The sequence below is a fragment of the Acidovorax sp. GW823-FHT02H02 genome (genome assembly GCF_058797075.1).
Map to the genome: position 1 here is coordinate 121,747 of NZ_JBXAJH010000008.1, position 20,868 is coordinate 142,614.

The following is a 20,868-nucleotide window of genomic DNA, read 5'->3' on the forward strand; positions in this document are numbered from 1 at the left end:
CAGGGCGCCGCTACACTGGCCCGGATGGTTCAATAAAAAGGAGTGCTTGCCATGCTCAAGATTCTGATTGCCGTGGATGGCTCGGCCCTGTCGCTGGATGCCGTGCACCATGCACTGCGGCTGGTGCAGGACGGCCTGCGCGCCAGCGTGGTGCTGGCCAATGTGCAAGAGCCCGCGTCGCTGTACGAGCTGGTGGTGTCGCGCGACCCCGACCTGATCGCCGCCGCCAGCATCGAGGCGGGCGAGCACCTGATGGCCCCGGCCCGCGCGTTGCTGCAGGCGGCCGGCCTGGCCTGCGAAACTGCCGTGGGCGTGGGCGACCCCGCACATGTGCTGGTGGACATCATCGAAAGCTCGGGCTGCGACATGGTCATCATCGGTGCGCGCGGCCAGGGCGCCATCAGCAGCGCGCTGCTGGGCTCGGTGTCGCAGGAACTGGCCCATGCCAGCCCGGTGCCGGTGACCATCGTGAAGCACCCGGAGGTGCCGGAGCAGGAAGACGACGCAGAGGGTGCTGCAGACCTTGCCACCTGAGCTGCAGAGGCGGCAAGGGCCGCTCGCGGCGGCCCTGGTGGGTGGTGGCGGCTGGCCAGGCGCTTGAACATGCGCCGCATGTAGCCGTTCACCCGCAGGCATTGCTTGGGTCCGTCCACCGGCAGCGGGCCTGATACCGCCGCGATGCCATTGGCCCTGTCTTGGGCGCCCGCCGCACGCGGGCGCCGGCGCGTGTTGTGGGCCCACGACTGGGGATGTACGCTAGAAGTCCACCAGGCTCAGCCCCAGGCTGAATACCGTGCGCTTCCTGTTGTAGTCGATCATGCTGTCGCCGTAGCCGCTGAACAGCTGGGTGTGCAGGCGCAGGTTGCTCTTGCTGCCGCCCAGGCCCGTGCCCAGGGTTTGCAGCCACTCCAGCCGGGCCGAGCCGCGCCCGCTGCTGGACAGCGAGTGGCGCAGCGTGGCGCCCAGGGTGTTGTCCTTGTCCAGGTTCCAGAATGCCTTCACCTCGCCCCGGCCGATGTAGTCGCTGATGCCGGGGTTGTCGTCGTCGGGGCTGTTTTCGGACAGGCGTTTCCAGATGCGCGCCTGGATGTGCCAGCGGTTGTCCAGCTCCATGCCGGTCATGAGGTAGACGCGGTTCCAGCTGCGCGACAAGGGGTTGCTCTGGCCGTTGGACTGGTGCACCAGTCCGGCGCCGCTGTAGCGCCAGCGCCAGCCAAAGGGCAGCCGGGCGTCGGTGGGGTAGACATACATCACCTCCGGCTCATGGTCGGTGGTGCGGAAGGGGCGCGAGATGCCGGGGCTGAACAGCTGCCAGTACGACTGCTGCGTGTAGCCAAACCACAGCGAATCCTTGAGCGTGGGGTGGCCCTGGGTGAGCATGCCCTGGGCGATCTTGGTGCGCACCGACAGCTGGATGCGGTTTTCGGTGCGATGGTAGGGGGTGGACTCTGTCGCGGTGCGGCCATCGGCGTCCGAGCTGGGCTGGCGGTTCACGTTGCTGCTTGCCACCACCGACACCGACAGCGGCCGGTAGCCGCGAAAGCCGAAGGTGCCGCAGTTGCTGCCCGACTCCAGTTCCCAGAAGCGCGAGAGGTCGCTGTACTGCGTGTCGCGGCAGCCTTCGGTCTGGGCCACGTCAATGATGCGCGTGGCCGGCAGCCGGGTGTCCACCGGCAGCGGCACCGCCGCAGGGTCGGCGGCGCCCTCTGTGCTGGCCGCAGCCGATGCCGCGGGCGCCTGCCAGGCCTGCTGGCCGGCCCACTGGTCGAAGCAGGCCAGGCGGGCCTGCTGGTCATTGCCCAGGGCCGCGCAGCGGCGCCAGGCGTTGTCGGCGTTGGCGGGCGCGGAGGCGTTTGCGCTAGTGGCAGCGGATCCGGTCTGGGCCATGGCGGCCCCGGCTGGCGCCAGCAGCGCCAGCACCAGGGCGGTGCCGTGGCGCGCGCTCATTGCCAGCCCGGCTGCTTGCGCAGCACGAAAGCAAGAGAGAGGGTGGGGTGGACGTTGTTCCATGTTCCGCGTATTTCCTGGCCACAACTGCCATCGACCACCTGGCCGGTCCAGGTGGCACTGATGTTGGTGCCGTTGATCGATTCTTCCAAGGCCAGCTCGCCCGCATCCACATCGCCGCTGAGCAGTGCACTGGCGTCGCCGCGCTGCACGGTGCCGCGCACGCTCTCGGCCAGCTCGGGATGGGGACCCAGCTGCAGCACGGCCGTGGTGGCGGGTGCTGGCGCTGCATCGGGTGCGGCGGGCTGCAGCGTGGCGTGCCAGCGGCCTTGCAGGTGTTGATGATTCAGGTCAACCGCAGCCGGGCAAGCGGTGGTGGATTGTGGACCATTTTGGCTTGCAGCGCTTGTGGGAAAAGCGCTTATTGCTATCAAAATGTAGGCAATCACGAGCCAGAGTGCGGGCCATGCCCTGGAGTTCGGGGTGCGTGGTGTCATGCGCTGGGCGCCGCACTGGCGGCCTGTGCCTTGGCGGCAAATTCGGCGCGCAAGGCCTTGAGCTTTTCGCGCGGGTCTTCGCGCGTGGTGGCTTTATCCAGACCCATCTCTGAAATGAAGCGGCTGGGCCGCGCGGCCACCATCTCGCGGCCCTTCTTGCGTTTTTTGGTCCAGCTCACGGCCAGCGTGCGCTGGGCGCGGGTGATGCCCACATACATCAGGCGGCGCTCTTCCTGCAGGCGCTGCAGGGTGTCGTCGGCCACCTTCAGCTGGCGGCCTTCGTCGTCGTCGAGCTTGAAGGGCAGCATGCCCTCGGTCACGCCGACCAGCACCACATGGGGCCACTCCAGCCCCTTGCTGGCGTGCAGGGTCGACAGCGTGACCATGTCCTGCTCCTGCTCGCGCTCGGAGATGGTGGACAGCAGCGCAATGGTCTGCGACACCTCCAGCAGGCTTTTCGTCTCCTTGGCCACCACGGCGCCTGCCGTGTCGTCGATCTGGCCGCCCGCGCGCTGGGCCATCCAGTCGCAGAACTCCAGCACGTTGCTCCAGCGGGCGGCGGCCACCTTTTCGCTGTCTTCGCCGTCGTACAGGTGCTGCTCGTAGCCGATTTCCTGGAGCCATTCGGTCAGGAAGGTGCGCGCATTCTCGGCGCCGTGCGTGTGGCGGGCGCGGTGCTCCAGGTCGTTGATGTAGCGGCCGAACTCGTGCAGGCCATCGAGCGCACGCTTGGGCACGGCCGCCGGCAGCATGCCGTTGAACAGTGCACCGAACATGCTCTGCTTGTGCTGCGTGGCAAACGCTCCCAGGGCCGCCAGCGTGGTGTGGCCGATGCCGCGCTTGGGGCTGCCGATGGCGCGCAGAAATGCCGGGTCGTCGTCGTTGTTGATCCACAGGCGAAACCAGGCGCACAGGTCCTTGATCTCGGCGCGGTCGAAAAAGCTCGTGCCGCCCGACACCTTGTACGGAATGCTGGCCTTGCGCAGCGCCTTCTCGAACGGCTTGGCCTGGTGGTTGGCGCGGTACAGGATGGCAAAACTTTTCCAGTCCGGCGGCGGGTTGGCAGCGGCGCGCAGGCTCTGGATGCGGGCCACGGCGCGGTCGGCCTCGTGCTCCTCGGTGTCGGCATCGACCACGCGCACGGGTTCACCCTCGCCCAGTTCGCTGAACAGCGTCTTGGGAAACAGCTTGGGGTTGGGCCCGATCACGTTGTTGGCCGCGCGCAGGATGGCGCTGGTGGAGCGGTAGTTCTGCTCCAGCTTGATGACCTGGAGCGCGGGGTAGTCCAGCGGCAGTTTCCGGAGGTTGTCGAGCGTGGCGCCGCGCCAGCCGTAGATGGATTGGTCATCGTCGCCCACGGCCGTGAAATGGCCGCGTTCGCCCACCAGCAGCTTGAGCAGCTCGTACTGCGTGGCATTGGTGTCCTGGTACTCATCGACCAGCACATGGGCCAGGGCCGCCTGCCACTTGGCGCGCACCTCCGGGAAGTCGCGCAGCAGCCTGAGCGGCATGCCGATCAGGTCGTCGAAGTCCACGCTCTGGTAGGCCGCCAGGCGCTCTTCGTAGCGCGCCATCACCACGGCAATGCTGCGCTCGTTGTCGTCGGCCGCCTGGGCCAGGGCCTGCGCGGCATCGAGCCCCATGTTCTTCCACTTGCTGATGGTCCACTGCCACTGGCGCGCCGTGGCCAGGTCGGTGGTGCCGCCGGCGGCGTCTTTCAGAATGCCGGCCACGTCGTCGGCATCCATGATGCTGAACTGGGGCTTGAGGCCCAGCACGGCGCCGTCCTCGCGCACCATGCGCACGCCCAGGGCGTGGAAGGTGCACACCAGCACATCCTTGGCCCGGCGGCCGATGAGGCCCTTGGCCCGTTCGCGCATTTCGGCAGCGGCCTTGTTGGTGAAGGTGATGGCGGCAATGCGCCGGGGCTCCGTGCCGCGCTCGATCATGTGGGCGATCTTGTGCGTGATCACCCGCGTCTTGCCCGAGCCCGCGCCGGCCAGCACCAGGCAGGGGCCTTCGGTGTAATGGACAGCCTGAAGCTGGGCGAGATTGAGTCCGGCGGACATGGAGGGGGCGAGGGGAAGACGGGGAAAAGCGCGGAAAGTGCAGGGGGCGGACGACGCAGAGCGCGCAATGATACAGAGCCTGGGGTGGGCATGGCCCGCCCGGCGCGGTGGCGGTGGGGTGCAATAAATTTCACATGGCGAAGCGGTACCGGCAAAGCCTGCGCCTGCGAGAATCCCCGCCGTGCTGTCTGTTCTGCTTGTTACCTTTCCTTTCTTTGCGCTCGTGCTCTGTGGCTATCTGGCCGCGCGCAGCGGCGTGCTGCCGCAGCCCGCCATCCCGGGGCTCAACGCCTTCGTGCTGTATTTCGCGCTGCCCTGCATGTTGTACCGCTTCGGGGCCAGCACCCCTATCGGGCAACTGCTGGACCCGGCCGTGGCGGGCGTGTACCTGCTGTGCGCGCTGGTCATGGTGGGCGGCACGGTGGCACTCACCCGTAACGCGCGCATCGGCTGGAATGACGCCGCCTTTGGCGCCCTGGTGGCGGCTTTCCCCAACACCGGCTTCATGGGTGCGCCCCTGCTGGTGGCACTGTTGGGGGCGCAAAGCGCGGGCCCGGTCATCGTCACCCTCGTGATGGACATGGTCATCACCAGCTCGCTGTGCATTGCGCTGTCGCGGCTGGACGGCGCGGGCACCCACGGCGTGGGCGTGGCGCTGAAGAATGCCTTCAGGGGCATGGCCACCAACCCCATGCCCTGGTCGATTGCGCTGGGCGCGCTGGCATCGGCCCTGCAGTTCAGCTTGCCCGGCCCGGTGGAAAAAACCGTGGCCATGCTGGCCGATGCCGCCTCGCCCGTGGCGCTGTTCACCATCGGCGCCGTGCTGGCGCGCTCGCAGATGAACCAGCACGAGCAGGTACCGCTGCGCGACTATGTGCCCATTGCCCTGGCCAAGCTGCTGCTGCACCCGCTGCTGGTGTGGGGCGTGGGCCGGACAGCCATCGCGCTGGGCGTGCCGCTGTCGCCGTTTGCGCTCACCGTGCTGGTGCTGCTGGCCGCCCTGCCCAGCGCCAGCAATGTCTCGCTGCTGGCTGAGCGCTTCGGCGCCCACAACGGCCGCATCGCACGGATCATCCTGGTGTCCACGGCGCTGGCGTTTCTGAGCTTCTCGGGTGCCGTTGCGCTGCTGGTGTGAATGCGATTGGGGCGGATTCAAGTCCAGGTGCCTCAAAAATCGTTGCCATTCACGGCATGCGCGCGTCGGTGCGTTCAGCGTTCAGGTCGGATCAACGAGGTAGCGTTCGGCCAGCCGCACCCAGTAGGCGCTGCCCACCGCGATGTTGCGGTCCTCGAAGTCGTAGCCCGGGTTGTGCACCATGCAGGCGCCATGGCCGCCGGTGGCTGCGTCGCCGTTGCCGATCAGCAGGTAGCTGCCGGGCACGTCTTCCAGCATGAAGGCAAAGTCCTCGCTGCCGGTCAGGGGCTCGGCCTGCTCGGTTACCTGCGCGTCGCCCACCAGTTCGCGGCCCACCTGGCGCGCAAACTCGGTCTCGGCCGGGGTGTTGACCAGCACCGGGTAGCCACCGCGGAAGTCCACCTCGGCCCGCACGCCATAGCTCTGCGCCTGGGCTTCCACCAGCTCACGGATGCGGCGGTTGAGCAGTTCGCGCACGCCGCGGTCCAGCGAGCGCACGCTGAGCTTGAGCGTGGCCGTCTGTGGAATCACGTTGTTGGCCTCGCCCGCCTGGAACGCGCCCACGGTGATCACCGCCATCTGCAGGGGCGGCACGTTGCGCGCCACAATGCTCTGCAGGCCCAGCACGATGGCCGAGCCCGCCACCACCGGGTCGGCGCTGTGGTGCGGCATGGCGCCGTGCCCGCCCACGCCGTGCAGCGTGATGGTGATGTTTTCGCTGGACGCCATGAAGGCCCCGGTGCGAAACAGCAGGTGCCCTGGCGGGTGGCCGGGCATGTTGTGCATGGCAAAGAGTGCGTCGCACGGAAAGCGCTGGAACAGGCCGTCGTCCATCATCTTGCGGGCGCCGCCCAGGCCTTCCTCGGCGGGCTGGAAGATGAGGTTGAGCGTGCCGCTGAACTGCCCGTGGTGCGCCAGGTGGTGCGCTGCGGCCAGCAGCATGGCGGTGTGGCCGTCGTGGCCGCAGGCATGCATCAGGCCGGCGTGGCAACTGGCATGGGGCAGGCCCGTGGCTTCGGTGATGGGCAGCGCGTCCATGTCGGCGCGCAGGCCCAGGCGGCGGGTGCCGGCGCCGCGGCGCAGCTGGCCCACCACGCCGGTGCCGCCCAGGCCGCGCGTCACGGCATAGCCCCACTGCGTGAGCTTTTCGGCCACCAGGGCGCTGGTGCGCAGTTCCTGGAATCCCAGCTCGGGGTGGCGGTGCAGGTCGCGCCGCAGCGCCACAAAGGTGTCGGCCTGCGCGAGCAAGGCCTCGGGAATCGCACGGTCCATGGGTTTACTGCGCTTGAAGGTTGATGGACTTGGCAATCGCACGGAACTGCGCCGTGCCGTCGGTGTAGGCCTTGGCGGCCTCTGCGACGGAAAGCGTCGGCGCTGGCGTCTGGCTGGCGGCCTCGAGATTGGCGCGCACGGTGGGCTCGGTGAGCGTACCGGCGATGGCCTTGTGCAGGGTGGCGACCACGGCCTCGGGCGTGTCGCGCTTGACGAAGTAGCCGGTCCAGATGTTGAAGGTGAAGTCCTTGAGGGCCTTGCTCTCGGTGATGGCGGGGATGTCCTTGGCGGTATCGAGGCGGGCGGAGTTCAGCAGCGCCAGCACCTTGATGCGGCCGGCCTTGCGCAGATCGACGTGCTTGGTGGCAAAGGGCGACAGGAAGATGTCCACCTGGCCGGAAATCAGGTCCTGCTCGGCCGGGGCGCCGCCCTTGTACGGCACATGCACCATCGGGATGCCGGTGACCTTGGACAGGTGCTCGCCCAGCAGGTGGTAGAACGAACCCGGGCCCACGCTGGCGTAGGTGATGGGGCGGCCCTGCTGGGCCTGCTTGCGGGCGTATTCCACGAACTCGTCGATGCTGTTCACCGGCAGGTCGCCCCGGGTGAGGAAGCCGATCTGCGCGGTCGCGATCATGTTCACCAGGCGGAAATCCTCGCTCTTGAACTTGATGGCCGAGATGGCCAGCGGCGCCAGGATCAGCTCGTTGGGCGAGCCCTGAAAGATCATGTGGCCGTCCGAGGGCTGGCTCAGCACCTTCTGCGCTGCGATGGAGCCGCTGGCACCCCCGAGGTTTTCCACGATGACCGGCTGGCCCAGCTGTTTGCCCAGCGTGTTGTTCACCGTGCGGGCGATCACGTCTGAAACCCCGCCGGCCGGATAGGGCACCATCAGCGTGACGGGCTTGGCGGGGTAGGTTTGTGCGAGGGCGCCCGCGCTCAGCAGCAGGCCTGCGACCAGGGCGGCCGTCCGGCGCGCCAGGCGGGAGGAGGAAGAGGGCATGGTATGTCTCCGTATCGATGGTTGTAAGCGCATCCTAGGGAGTGCAACGCTATGCGTCCAATGTATTATTTTTCTGAAAACCATTCGTTGAACTCATATATCGCATGAACCTGCGCCACCTGGAACATTTGCTGGCCGTTGCCGATACGGGATCGTTCAGCCGCGCGGCGGCGCGCCTGTTCATCACCCAGTCGGCGCTCAGCCGCAGCATCCAGGGGCTGGAGCTTGAACTCGGTGGCCCGGTGCTGGACCGCCTGGGCAAGCGCAACACCCTCACCCCGCTGGGGCAGGAGGTCGTGGCCCGCGCGCGGCCCATCCTGCGTGACCTGGAAGCCTTGCGCGACAGCGCTCGCCTGCTGCAGCAGGGTGACCTGGGACGCATCAGCGTGGGGCTGGGCTCGGGCCCTGCCGCGCTGCTTACCGTGCCGCTGCTGACAACGGTCGCGCGTGACCACCCGGGCCTGCGCGTTTCGGTCACCCATGGGCCGGCGGAGCTGCTGGTAATGCAGCTGCGCAACCGGCAGTGCGATGCGCTGGTGGTGGACCTGCGCCGCGTGGTGCCCGCGCCCGACCTGCAGATCGAGGCGCTGGCCGAGCAGCGCGCCGATTTCATCGTGCGCTCCGGCCATCCGCTGGCGGGTGCTGCGCGTGTGACACTGGCGCAGGTGCTGGCTTACCCCGTGGCCTGCACGCCGCTGTCGGACGAAGTGATCCGGCTGATGGTGGACCAGTTCGGGCTGCAGGCCCATCCGTCGGAGATGGTGCGGCTGGAGTGCGACGACGTGTCCGCCTTGCTGGCGACCGTGGAGCAGTCGGATGCCGTGTTCCTGGGCGTGCGCGCGGCTGCCCGCGCGGGGCTGGATGCGGGCCGGCTGGTCGCGCTGCCCATGCATCCGGACATGCGCGCCGGCGCCCGCTACGCCGTCATCACGCTGGCGGGCCGCACCACAGCGCCCGCCATGGCCAGCTTCCGGCAGATCCTGCAGACCCACCTGCACGACGACGCGCTCTAGATCGCCAGCGGGTCCACATCCACCAGCCAGCGGATCAGTCCCTTGTGCTCGGGCTGGCTGCGCGTGGCCTGCAGCACCGGCTGCCACACGGCCAGAAAACGCTGCAGGGTGGCGCGGCTGTGGCTTTCCATCAGCATCTGGGCGCGTTCCACATTGGCCACTCGCTGGATCGTGAGCGGCACGGGCGGGAACAGGATGACCGTACCGTCGGGCAAACCGGGTAGTTGCGCGGCGTGGGCGGCGGCGGTGGCAGCCGTCAGAAAGCCCTGCGCCACCTCCTGCGTGCGCGCATCGGCCCGCACCAGTGCCTGGTAAGAGAACGGTGGCATGGCGGCCTCTTCGCGCTCCTTGAGCTGCCGGGCGGCAAAGGCGGGGTAGTCGTGCGTGCGCAGCGCCTCGAACACCGGGTGCTGGGGGTGAAAACTCTGCACCCACATCTCGCACTGCGTGCCCTGGGCGGCCATGTAGGCGGCGTCGCGCCCGGCGCGGCCTGCCGCCTGCATCAGCAGGGCAAACAGCCGCTCGGCGGCGCGGAAGTCGCTGCTGAACAGCGCGCCGTCGGGTTGCACGGCGGCCACCAGCGTGATGCGGCGAAAGTCGTGGCCCTTGGCGATCATCTGCGTGCCCACCAGCACGTCCACCTCGCCCGCATGCACCTGCGCCAGCTGCGCCTCCAGCGCGCCCTTGGCCTTGGTGGTGTCGGCGTCGATGCGTGCGATGCGGGCCGGGTTGCCGTCGGGGCGCTGCACGTTGCGCAGCAGGGCGCCGAGCTGTTCTTCGAGCTGCTCGGTGCCCCGGCCCATGGGGTGGATGTCGGGGCTGCCGCAGGTGGGGCAGTGAAACGGCACGCGCACCGTGTAGCCACAGTGGTGACAGCGCAGGGTGCGGTCGGTCTTGTGGAACACCTGGTGCGCGCTGCAGTGCGGGCAGTCGCTCTTCCAGCCGCAGTCCACGCAGTGCAGCACGGGGGCGTAGCCGCGGCGGTTGAGCAGCACCATGCTTTGCTCGCCGCGCGCCACGCGCTCGGTGATGGCCTGCAGCAGCGGGGCGCTGAAGACGGTGCGCCGGGGCTGCTGGTTCATGTCCACGCGGCGCACGCGGGCCAGGGCACCCGCGCCGATGCGGCTGGGCATTTCCAGCCGCAGGTAGCGGCCCACGGCGGGGTCGCTGGCATGCCAGCTCTCCAGCGAGGGCGTGGCCGAGCCCAGCAGCACCTTGGCGCCCTGCTCGCGCCCGCGCCAGATGGCCAGGTCGCGCGCCGAATAGCGGGCGCCCTCCTGCTGCTTGTAGCTGGGGTCGTGTTCTTCATCCACCACGATGAGCTGCAACCCCGGCAGGCTGGCGAACACCGCCATGCGTGTGCCCAGCACGATGCGCGCGCTGCCGCTGTGGGCGGCCAGCCAGCTTTTCAGGCGCTGGGGGTTCGTCATGCCACTGTGCAGCGAGACCACGGCGCCGGGGCCGAAGCGCGGGGCAAAGCGGCCCACGAAGCGTTCTTCGAGCTGCGGTGTGAGGTTGATCTCGGGCACCATCACCAGCGCCTGGGCGGTCGGGTCGGCCTCCAGCATCTCCTGCACGCAGCGCAGGTAGACCTCGGTCTTGCCGCTGCCGGTGCTGCCAAACAGCAGGAAAGGACCATTTTCCGAGGCAATTCGGCCTCTTGCAATTTCCTGCTCGGTGGTGAGTGCTATGTTTTGAATAGCATCTTGTGAAACCTCCGATGCCGTGCCGGGGCGGCGCAGGCGGCGCGCCAGCTGCTCGGGCCGCAGGTCGCGCAGCTGCGGGGGCAGGGCGGCCAGTGCCACCTCGCCCAGGGCGCGCTGGTAGTAGCGCGCGGCAAATGCCACCAGGCGGCGCCAGGGCAAATCCAGCGGCGCCACGCCGTCGAGCACCCCGGCAATCGGCCGCAGGGTGGCGCCATCGGGCAGCTCGCCGGTGGCTTCGTCGGCATCCCACACCACGCCCAGCACCTCGCGGCTGCCCAACGGCACGCGCACCAGCGTGCCGGGCGCGAGCGGGCGCTCACTGGCGTAGCTCAGCAAATCGCCCACACCGCTGTGCGCAGGCGTCTGCAGGGCGATGTGGACGATGCAGGAGGGTGAGGACACGGAAAAGTGCGGGGTTGCAGCGGCTTGTGGATGCCGTGTGGAGATTGGGCGGCTAAGTGCTTGATTTGACGGGGTTCGCCAGGTCATCCCGGATTTCTGTGGATAACTTTGTTGACATCCTGCCCGGAAGCACTGCCAAGCCGCATGAATACTGGCTTGGGACAGATTGCCCGGAAAAAAGGCATGGGCAAAAAATCCTTATGAATCAATCGTCTGAAGAAATTCTGGTGCAAATTTTGTGCTAGCGCGTGCCGCCGCCATTTTGCTGCGCCGCACCACGGAAAGTGTGCATAAGTGGTACGGGCCGGGGACGTCAAGTGGGGGAAACGCCCCCGATTTGTGCTAGCCCTGGGTGGGTGTTCTTCAAGGTTTTCTTCAATTTGGCGTGCAAGTGCTTGATTTCATGGGGAATTTCCAGGAAATTCATGATTTCTGTGGATAACTTTGTTGATATCTCGGGGATTTGGCGCGCAAGTCCTTGAAATAACGCACTCTGGTTGATTTGCTTACAAAAAGGGCAAAAGTACTCAATCGTTCAAAATCAACCACTTGGAATCGTTTTGCCGAATTTCCACAGATTCTTGACCGCAGGTGCGGGGCCCATGCAGTGGCCCCGGTGGCTGTACCCGTTGTGTGCATAACCATGGCAGGAATGCCACAGCCAGCGGTGGGGCCATCAACCCTGGCGCTGCGCACGCGAATGGCTGTGCACCGCCTCGACCAGCGCCGCCACATGCTCGGGCGGGGTGAACTGGCTGATGCCGTGGCCCAGGTTGAAGATGTGCGTGGGGCCGGTGGTGCTGCGGTCGGTGTGCGGCTTGCCAAAGCTGTCGAGCACGGCGTGCACCTGGGTGACGATTTGCGCGGGGGGCGCAAACAGCACATTGGGGTCGATATTGCCCTGCAGCGCCTTGCCGGGGCCACCCACCTGGCCACCGACGGTGGCACGCGCCTTGCCCAGGTTGGCCGTCCAGTCCAGGCCCAGCACCTCGCAGTCGATGTCTTTCATGTCGTCCAGCCAGATGCCGCCGCCCTTGGTGAAGACGATGCGCGGTACGTCCTGCCCGTCCACGCCCGTGCGCTGGAGCTGCGCCAGCACGCGCCGGGTGTATTCCAGGCTGAACTGCTGGAAGGCGCCGTCGGCCAGCACGCCGCCCCAGCTGTCGAAAATCATCACGGCCTGGGCACCCGCATCGATCTGGGCGTTGAGGTAGGCCGCCACGGCGTCGGCGTTCACGGCCAGGATGCGGTGCATCAGGTCGGGGCGGCTGTACATCAGCGTCTTGACCAGGCGGTAGTCGTCCGATCCCTTGCCCTCGACCATGTAGCAGGCCAGCGTCCAGGGGCTGCCAGAGAAGCCGATCAGCGGAACCCGCCCATTCAGGGCCTTGCGGATGCTGGTGACGGCGTCGAACACGTAGCGCAGCTTGTCCAGGTCGGGCACAGACAGCTCGGCCACGTCGGCCTCATTGCGCACCGACTTGGCGAAGCGCGGGCCCTCGCCCTCGGCGAACGACAGGCCCAGACCCATGGCGTCGGGCACGGTGAGGATGTCGCTGAACAGGATGGCGGCGTCGAGCGGGAAGCGGGACAACGGCTGCAGCGTGACCTCGGTGGCGAAGTCCACGTTCATCGCCAGCCCCATGAAGCTGCCCGCCTGGGCGCGCGTGGCCTTGTATTCGGGCAGGTAGCGGCCCGCCTGGCGCATCAGCCACAGGGGGGTGTAGTCGGTGGCCTGGCGGCGGCAGGCGCGCAGGAAGGTGTCGTTGGTGAGGGGGGCGAAGGTGGTGCTCATGCCCGCAATTGTCGCAGGGCGGAAGGGAAGGCACCCCCTGAGACGCTTCGCGTCTTCCCCCTCTCCTGCGGGAAGGGGACGCACCCGGCGGCCTGGCAAAGCCAGTTCCACGGGTGCACTGGCCTGGGCCGCGCCGGCTGTAACGCGCGGGCGGCTCGGGGGGAGCTATCTTTCAGCGATGTAGTGCGACATGCGCGCCGTTTCGCCGGGGGCCAGAAACGCCCGCACCTCGGTCTCCAGCGCCTGGTCGGCCATGGTGGCGCGGGCGCGCTGGTGCAGGTAGTCGGCCCAGGACTCGACGATGAAGCGCTCCACATAGCGCGAGGGCTCGCCCAAATCCTTGTACACGCGCCAGAAGGTGGCGCCGTCGCGGCGGCGCGGGGCCTTCATGCGGCTGATGGCGTCCAGGAAGGCCGCGTCGGTGCCGGGGGCAATGCGGTAGCCCACCTCGACGGCCACCGGGCCGGCTTCGGGCAGGGGCTCGGATTCGATGAACAGTTCATCCCAGGGCGTGGCCTGCGTCACCTCGTGCAGGGCGCCCATGCGCAGCGGCATCGGCTTGGCCAGCAGCAGGCTGGCCACCATCAGCGCGGCGGCCAGGCACAGCGTGGGCGTGAGGCCGATCAGGTCGGACGCAGCGCCCCAGAAGGCCGAGCCCATGGCAAACGCACCCAGCGCCGCCACCATGTGCATGGCCACGGCGCGCGAGCGCACCCACTGTGGCGCGCTGGCCTGGGTGGCGGTGTTGAAGGTGGACATGGACGACATCCAGGCCGCGCCCGCCAGCAGCATCCACAGGTAAATGAACCAGGCCACCTGCGTGAGCGCGGCAGCCAGCATGGCGGCGGCAAACACCCCGCCGCCGGTGCCCACGATGGCCTCCATGCCGAAGCGCGTCCGCAGCCGCCCCAGCACCAGGCCCACCAGCACGGCGCCCGTGCCCAGGCAGCCCATGAGCAGGCCAAAGCCCTGCGCGCCCGTGCCCAGGCGCTGGGCAATCACCGGCAGCAGCGCCCACAGGGCCGAGCCCGCCGCGCCGAAGGCCGTCACGCGCACCAGCTGCGCCAGGATCATGCGCGAATGCCAGGCAAAACGCAGGCCGCTGAGCGTGCCGCTCCACAGGCGCTCGGCCGGCAGCTTGGAAGGCGGGTGCGCCTTGGGCGGCCAGCGGCGAATCGACTCCCACATCACCAGCGTGGTCGCCACCGTGACGGCGAACACCCAGCCTGCCCCGAGCAGCGCGAACAGCAGTCCTGCCAGCGTGGGCCCCACGGCGCGCGCGGCGTTGTAGGCAATGCTGACGGCGGTGATGGCCTGCGGCCATTCGTCGCGCGGCACCGGGTCGATGACCGACGAGTTCCAGGCCGGCGTGAGCATGGCCGTGCAGCAGCCGCACACAAAGACGAGGAGCAGCACCGAGGCCGGGCCGCTCCAGCCGCCCAGTGTGAGCAGGGCCAGCAGCGCGCAGGCGCCGGTCTGGGCCAGCAGCGCGCCCGCAATCAGGCGCCGGCGGTCGGTGGTGTCGGCCAGCACGCCGGCGGGCAGCGCCAGCAGGAACATGGGCATGAACACGGCCGTCTGCACCAGCGCCGCCAGAAACGACGAGCCCGTGAGCTCCACCATGAGCCAGGCCGCCGCCATGGTCTGCATGCCGTTGCCCACAAAGAACACGCCACCGCACATCCACAGGCCCCGGAAGGCGGTCTGGCGCAGGGGGCTCCACAAGGAACTTGAGGGCTGGGACATGAAACGGTGGGAGCGTGGACGGGCGGTGGGGTGGAGGCGGACGTCGTGGCGTACCGGCGGTGCCGATCCTGCCGGGCTTGAGGATATCGCCACCCGGGTGTTTTGGGGGAGTGCGCCGGGCTTGTCCCTTGAAGGCCACCGCCGTGGCAAGGTGTGCTGCGCCCCGCCGTGAACATTTGGCCGCCATTTTGGCCAAAAGCGCTGGATGGATCAGCGCCAGCAGCTATTCATCAAGGCGCGATCCGCGCTGCCCCATCTCCAGCGGCCGGGCCGCTACAGCGCCGCCAGCGCCTGCCGCACCTCGGCCACGCTGAGGATCTCGGTCAGCACCACCGGCGCCTTGCCGGGTGCGTACAGCACATACACCGGCACGCCGCTGCGCCCGAGCTGGTCGAGCGCGGCGGTGATGGCGGGGTCGCGGCGCGTCCAGTCGGCGCGCAGCAGGGCCACCTTGCGCTCGGCGAAGTCGGCCAGCACGCTGCTGTCGGTGAGGGTGGTGCGCTTGTTGTACTGGCAGGTCACGCACCAGGCGGCGGTGAAGTCCACAAATACCGGTTGGCCTGCGGTCATCAGTTCGGCCATGCGGTCGGCAGACCAGGCCTGCCAGGTGCTGGTGGTGCTGGCAGCGCCGGGGGCCCCCACCGCCACCAGGGCGGAATTTTCCACCGGTTTGGTGATGTTTTGGCCAATAGCGCTTACCAGCCATACGCCACCAGCTATTAAACAAGAAGCAATCACCATCCGGGTGCGGCCGCGCAGCGTGAGCGACCACACCAGCGCGCTGCCGGTCACCAGCAGCGCCAGCAGCGCGCCGGCGCCGTCGATGCCGCTTTGCTGACCCAGCACCCACACCAGCCAGACCACCGTGGCAAACATGGGGAAGGCCATGGCGTGGCGGAAGGTCGCCATCCAGGGGCCGGGCCGCGGCAGCCAGCCCACCACGGCCGGCACCAGGCTGGCCGCCAGGTAGGGCAGGGCCATGCCCAGGCCGAGCGCGGCAAACACCGCCAGCGCCTGCGCGCCGGGCATGGCCACGGCAAAACCCAGTGAAGCGCCCATGAAGGGTGCGGTGCACGGCGAGGCAATGGCCACGGCCAGCACGCCCGACAAAAACGCATCGCCTACCGGGTGGCGGGCCTGCAGCGTGGCCAGGCGCCCCGGCACGAACTGGCCGAACTCGAACAGGCCCGCCAGGTTGAGCCCGATCAGCGTGAACAGCGCGGCCAGCAGCGCCACCACGGCGGGTGATTGCAGCTGAAAGCCCCAGCCCAGCTGCTCGCCCGCCGCGCGCAGGCCCAAGAGCAGGCCGCCCAGCGCCAGGAACGACAGCACCACACCGCCGGTATAGGCCGCGCCGGCCAGGCGTTGCGCCCTCCGGTTGCTGCCATGCTGCGCAAAGCCCAGCACCTTGATGGCCAGCACCGGAAACACGCAGGGCATGAGGTTGAGCAGCAGGCCGCCCAGCAGCCCACCTGCCAGTGCCGCCAGCAGCGTACCCAGCGAAGCGCTGGTGGGGGCGGGTGTAGGGGAGGCGGCCTTGTTGGCCTCCAGCGCCGCCGCCAGCGCGGGCGACACGCTGGCGCGCGCGGCGGCGGCCCAGGTGCCGTTCACATCGGCCACGGTGCGCCAGGCATGGGGGGCCGCGCGGTCTGCGGGGCGCTGCTCCAGCGCCAGCACCAGCGGCAGGCGCTCGGGCGTGTCACCCCGCTGGGGAGACAGCGGCAGGTCGGCGGTCCAGGCATCGCCATCCCAGGCCTGGGTCCAGTCCTTGCCGGACACGGCGGCGGGAACCAGTACCTCGGGCGTTTCCGCGAACAGAGCCAGCGTCTGGCCGCGTGCCGCGGCGGGCAGTCCGTGCACGCGCAATTGCAGGCGCTCGCCCTGCACCTGGACCTGGCTTGTTCCGGCCAGCGCCAGCGGTTGATCGGCCTGGCTCTGGGCGAAGGCGGCAGCATGCAGCGCGGTGGAGCCGCGCACGGGCAGCTGCAGCGCAAATTCGCCTTCTTCGGGAATGCATTCGACGCGGCACACCAGCCAGGTCGCGCGCAGGCGCACATCGAGCGTGCCATTGCCCGCCAGCGGCGCCTTGAAGTCCGGGCCCACCTGCACCGGCACGGGCAGCAGCACCGTGCCTTCGTAGCCATGGTTGGCCAGGGTGCCGATGCGGATGGTGTGGGGCACGGGCCAGGCGATGTCGCCCGCCGTGAGGCCGGCGGGCAGCGTCCAGGCCAGCTCGGTGGGCAGGCCCGAGTCGCCGGGGTTCTTCCAGTAGGTGTGCCACTCGGGCTGGTGGGTGATTTGCAGGCCCAGCCACAGCGGCTGGCCGGGGCCCACGCCCTCGGGCGCGTGCGCCACGAGTTCGGCACGCACGCGGGGCGTGGTGACCACGCTGCCGGCACGGGCGCCGGGTTTTGGGTTGAATTGGGCGCTTGCGCCTGTCCATGAAGCGCTGGCAGCTATGAAAAGCAGAGCGAAGAGAAAGTGGGAGAGCAGGCGATGGGGCATGGTTACAGGGTGTGAGCGCTGGCGCTGCGGTTGGTTCCGGTGCGCCGTGCGCGGCCCGTTTATTGGGTGGCCAGGCTGAGCTGGGCCTGGGGCGTCCATTTTTCGTCCGGCGTGGCAGCCTTGGGGGCGGCCAGGAACAGGCGCTCCTCGGGCAGCTTCTGCTCGGCCAGGTAGGCCTTGACGGCCTGGCCGCGGTGCGTGGCCAACTCGGTCGCCAGCTCTTCGGTAGCGGCGGGCAGGTGGGCCAGCAGCAGGGCTTCCATCTCGGGCACGGGCAGGTCCTTGGCCATGCCCACCAGGTTGCGGGGCTTGGGCATGTCGGCGCGGCGGTACACCGCCTTGAGCAGCGCCGGGTATTCGGCGGCCTGCACGGGGGTGGTGTCGGCGGGGGTGGCGCGGCGCTTTTCGGCGCGCACCAGGTCTTGCAGGCGCTCGCGCTGGATGGCTTCGCGCTCGCGCGCCAGGCTGGCCGTGCCCGTCACGGTGAGCTTGAGCGCGGGCCGCTCGGCCAGGGCCTTGGCCACCTTGTCCAGGCCCTGCCGGGCCTCGGGCGTGAGGCTGGCGCTACCGGGGGCGAAGGCCACGGTGCTCAGTTCATCGCCGCCCCCGAAAGCGCGGGCCAGCAGGCTGAAAGGGGCCGTGATGGCCTTGCCGATCAGGTTGACGATGATCTTGAAGATGACGGGGCCGATGCGGAACTGCGGGTCGTTCAGCGAGCCGCTGATGGGCAGGTCCAGATCGATCACGCCATGGCTGTCTGCCAGCAGGGCCACGGCCAGCCGCACCGGCAGGCTGTTGGGGGCCCCTTCCACGGGCTCGCCAAACGTGAGCTGGTTGAGCACCAGCTTGTTGCTGGCCGTGAGCTGGCCGTCGGGCAGCACCTTGTACGACACGTCCATGCTGAGCTTGCCGCGCTCGATGCCATGGCCCGCGTATTTCACCGAATAGGGCGAGAGGGGCGGCAGTTCGAGGTCGCGCACCTTGCCCACGATGTCCAGCGCCAGGGGCTTGGCCAGCGGGTTGAGCTTGCCGGTGATCTCCAGCGCGGCCGAGCCCTCGGCGCGGCCGCGCAGCTCCAGATCGGCCAGCACGGGCTCGCCGCCCGGGGGCTGGGACGAGAACGCGCTGAGCTTGCCGGTCAGCTCGGTCAGGTCGGCCGAGTAGTTGGGCCGGATGAAGTAGTCCGAGAACAGCACCTTGCCGTTGACCAGGCTCACCGGGCCGAACACCACCACCGGTGCCAGCGGGTCGGGCGGGATGGCTGTTACTGCGGGCAGCGGGGCGCTGGCCGATGCCGTGGCGTCCGCGGGCGCCGACGGGGCGGGGGAGGCGGTGTCTGCGGCCGGTGCCTGGTGGCTGACCTCCGCCGGGCTTTTGGCGATGTCGCTCAGGTTGATGCGGCCGTTTTCGTTGATGGTGACGCGCGCAAAGAAGTCGGCCAGGCTGGTTTCCTTCACCTCCACCCGCGGAGCGGTGTTCGGTGCCAGGGCCACGGCCAGGCCGCGCAGGCCCAGGCTCTTCCAGGCCAGCAGTTCTTCGCCCACCTGTGCAGCGGTCTTGGGCGTGGCGGCGGCCGTGCTGTTGGCGCGCAGGTCGTCGATGGCGGCGTCGCCGTTCACGCGCAGCGTGGTGCCGCGCGCGCTCTGGGACAGGGCCACCTGGCCGCGAAAGCCCAGGTCGGCGCGCAGCAGTTCGATGGCCAGCTGGTCGGCCAGGTAGCCGTCCAGCGCGTACAGGGGCAGGCGGCTGGCTTCCAGGCGCCCTTGCGTGGCAAACGGCTGGGGGGTGAGCGTGCCGCGGTAGGTCAGCTGGCCGGCCTGGCCCCGGCGTGCAGCCACCCGGGCCGAGAGTTCGACGGCCTCGGGTTTGCTGCCGTCCGGCGCCAGGTTGCGGGCCTTCAGGCTCAGCGCCGACAGGTTCAATGCCACGGGGCGGGGCTGGGCGCGGTCGGCAAAGGCCACGCTGCCCTGGTCCACGGCCAGCTCGCCCAGGCGCACGCGCCAGGCGGGCGCGGCAGGCGCCTTTGCCTTGGCGGTGCCGGTGGTGGGCGCGGCCTTGAGCCAGCGCTCGTACATCCAGCGGCCGTCGGCGGCGCGTTCCACCGTGGCCTGGGGCTGGGTGATGGCCAGGCGCTCGACGTCCACGGTGCGCTGGTCCAGGTTGAGCTTCAGGCCATCCAGCGCCAGCTTGCCCACGCCGGCCATTGCGGTCTTGCCCTGTTGCAGCGCCAGTTGTTCCAGCGCCAGGGGGCCGGCGCTGAGGGTGACGCCCGTGGCGCCTGCCTTGGCAGCGTCGCCGACCGGGGCCTCCCACTGCAGGGCCAGTTCACCGTTGACATGGCCGGTCAGCGCGGGCTCCAGTGTCTGGGCCAGGTAGGGCGCGGCCAGTTGCAGGGCCAGGCCTTGGGCCGACAGGTTCACCTCGGCCGCCCGGTCGGTGGCCTGGCCCTTGAATGCCAGGGTGCTGCCTTGCAGGCCCAGCGCGCCCTGGAAGGTGAGGGGCGCCTGGAAGGGATAGGCCACATCGGCCACATCCAGTGTGAGCTCGGTGGCCTGCAGCGCGGCGGCAGGCCGGGTGCTCTGGTCGCTCCAGCGCACCTGGCCCTTGCGCACGGCGGCCTGCGCCACGGCCACGGTCCAGCCGGGGGCGGTGGCGGGCGGGGTGGCGCCGCTGGCGGGGGCCTGGGGTGCCGGTGCGGCAGGTGGTGGCGGGGTGGCCGCTGGTGACGCGGCCGGGGCCGACAGTTGCGCGAGGTTGATGGCGCCCTGGGCATTGCGCGTGGCCGTGACCACGGGCGCCGCCAGCTCCACGCTGGCCAGGCGCACCACCTGGTCGAGCGGCCGCACCTCGGCCATGTCCACCGTGAGGCGTTCGTAGGACAGCAGGGGCTGGTTGCCGCGGTCGGCGATCTGCACGTTGCGCGTCTGCACCTTGCCCGACAGCGTGACGGCCAGGCGGGGTCTCTGCTCGAACGCCAGCTTCATATCCAGGTCGAGCAGGGCGCCCTGCAACCGCACCGGCAGGCTGGCAGGCAGATAGGGCAGGTAGGGCGCCAGGTCGAGCCCCTCCCACTTCAGCGTGGCGTCACCCTTGCCGGTCTGGGCAAACGGGGTGGCCTGGGCCGACGAGTCAAACCGGCTGTCGCCCACCGCAAACGACAGGTGGGGCGCCACCGTGATGTCGCGCTGCGCGGGCAGGGTGCTGATGAAAGGCACTTTCAGGTCCAGCTCGCGCACGGCGTGCACCTTGTCCACGGTGCGGTCGTCGAAGTCGATGGCGCCACCGGTCAGCACCAGGTTGTGCAGCGCCAGCCGCGCCGGGCCGCTGGCGGGTTGGTCGGAGGGGGCGGTGAGCCGGGCCAGGATGTCGTCCACGTCGTAGTGGCCGTCGGCCAGGTGCGTGAGCCGCAGATGGGGCGCATCGATTTCCAGGGCATCGACCACCGGCGCCAGGCGCAGCAGCGACTGCATTTCGGCATCGGCATAGATGCGCGCAATTTCCAGTTGGGGCGGGCCGCCCTGGGCGCCGCCGATGGCGATGTCGCGCAGGGTGACTTCGAGCGTCCAGGGCTTGAAATCGATGGCCCCCACGGTGACCGGGCGCCCCAGCTGTTCGCTGGCGATGCGCTCCAGCGGGCCCTTGGCCAGCGCCGGCACCGACAGCCAGCTCAGCAGCCACAGCAGCAACAGCGCCAGCAAGGCCCACAGGCCCCGGCGCACCCAGCGGTGGTGGCGCAATGTGGCAAGCGACGCGGAGGCAAAGGGCTGGGGCATGGGGC

General features: G+C 69.1%; 13 protein-coding genes. 3 read left to right on the forward strand and 10 right to left on the reverse strand.

Annotation, left to right across the window (positions count from 1 at the left end; translation table 11 throughout):
* Positions 1-51: 51 nt before the first annotated feature.
* On the forward strand, positions 52-534 hold the full coding sequence (locus AC1RDS_RS10780; protein WP_287877221.1) for a universal stress protein: 483 nt from the start codon (positions 52-54) through the stop codon (positions 532-534).
* 222 nt (positions 535-756) lie between these two features.
* Here the strand turns inward: AC1RDS_RS10780 and AC1RDS_RS10785 are convergent, their stop codons facing one another.
* Genes AC1RDS_RS10785 through AC1RDS_RS10795 form a run of 3 tightly spaced genes read right to left on the reverse strand, consistent with a single transcriptional unit; the run spans position 757 to position 4,513 of the window.
* Complete coding sequence (locus AC1RDS_RS10785) at positions 757-1,947, reverse strand: phospholipase A (RefSeq protein WP_287877219.1); 1,191 nt, start codon at positions 1,945-1,947, stop codon at positions 757-759.
* Entirely contained in the window at positions 1,944-2,396 is a 453-nt protein-coding gene (locus tag AC1RDS_RS10790; RefSeq protein WP_492226989.1) for a hypothetical protein, read from the reverse strand. Before AC1RDS_RS10790 ends, AC1RDS_RS10785 begins: the two co-directional genes overlap by 4 nt.
* Before the next feature lie 44 nt (positions 2,397-2,440).
* Positions 2,441-4,513 (reverse strand): ATP-dependent helicase, encoded by a 2,073-nt coding sequence (locus AC1RDS_RS10795; protein WP_287877216.1) that lies wholly within the window; start codon positions 4,511-4,513, stop codon positions 2,441-2,443.
* Positions 4,514-4,694: 181 nt separating this feature from the next.
* Between AC1RDS_RS10795 and AC1RDS_RS10800 the strand changes: the two genes are divergently transcribed.
* Positions 4,695-5,648, forward strand: coding sequence for an AEC family transporter (locus tag AC1RDS_RS10800; protein WP_092698093.1), 954 nt, complete (start codon positions 4,695-4,697; stop codon positions 5,646-5,648).
* A gap of 81 nt (positions 5,649-5,729) precedes the next feature.
* On the opposite strand, the gene AC1RDS_RS10805 is transcribed toward AC1RDS_RS10800, so the two are convergent.
* Together AC1RDS_RS10805 and AC1RDS_RS10810 are read right to left on the reverse strand one after the other, a co-directional pair.
* Positions 5,730-6,920: a M20 aminoacylase family protein gene (locus AC1RDS_RS10805; RefSeq protein ID WP_092698092.1), complete on the reverse strand. Its 1,191-nt coding sequence runs from the start codon at positions 6,918-6,920 to the stop codon at positions 5,730-5,732.
* A gap of 4 nt (positions 6,921-6,924) precedes the next feature.
* Positions 6,925-7,923 (reverse strand): tripartite tricarboxylate transporter substrate binding protein, encoded by a 999-nt coding sequence (locus AC1RDS_RS10810; RefSeq protein ID WP_092698091.1) that lies wholly within the window; start codon positions 7,921-7,923, stop codon positions 6,925-6,927.
* A 104-nt stretch (positions 7,924-8,027) separates the two neighbouring features.
* On the opposite strand from AC1RDS_RS10810, the gene AC1RDS_RS10815 reads away from it, so the two are divergent.
* Entirely contained in the window at positions 8,028-8,936 is a 909-nt protein-coding gene (locus AC1RDS_RS10815) for a LysR family transcriptional regulator (RefSeq protein ID WP_092698090.1), read from the forward strand.
* Here the strand turns inward: AC1RDS_RS10815 and priA are convergent.
* The 5 genes from priA to AC1RDS_RS10840 all read right to left on the reverse strand — a co-directional run bounded on the left by priA (position 8,933) and on the right by AC1RDS_RS10840 (position 20,863).
* Positions 8,933-11,044: a replication restart helicase PriA gene (gene priA / locus AC1RDS_RS10820; RefSeq protein ID WP_492226990.1), complete on the reverse strand. Its 2,112-nt coding sequence runs from the start codon at positions 11,042-11,044 to the stop codon at positions 8,933-8,935. The two genes, AC1RDS_RS10815 and priA, sit on opposite strands and share 4 nt — an antisense overlap.
* Positions 11,045-11,720: 676 nt before the next feature.
* Entirely contained in the window at positions 11,721-12,839 is a 1,119-nt protein-coding gene (gene hemE / locus AC1RDS_RS10825) for a uroporphyrinogen decarboxylase (protein ID WP_287877210.1), read from the reverse strand.
* A 165-nt stretch (positions 12,840-13,004) separates the two neighbouring features.
* Positions 13,005-14,585 (reverse strand): MFS transporter, encoded by a 1,581-nt coding sequence (locus tag AC1RDS_RS10830; RefSeq protein WP_287877208.1) that lies wholly within the window; start codon positions 14,583-14,585, stop codon positions 13,005-13,007.
* Between the two features lie 273 nt (positions 14,586-14,858).
* Entirely contained in the window at positions 14,859-17,090 is a 2,232-nt protein-coding gene (locus tag AC1RDS_RS10835) for a protein-disulfide reductase DsbD family protein (protein ID WP_492226991.1), read from the reverse strand.
* 59 nt (positions 17,091-17,149) lie between these two features.
* Entirely contained in the window at positions 17,150-20,863 is a 3,714-nt protein-coding gene (locus AC1RDS_RS10840; RefSeq protein ID WP_492226992.1) for a DUF748 domain-containing protein, read from the reverse strand.
* Between the last annotated feature and the right edge of the window lie 5 nt (positions 20,864-20,868).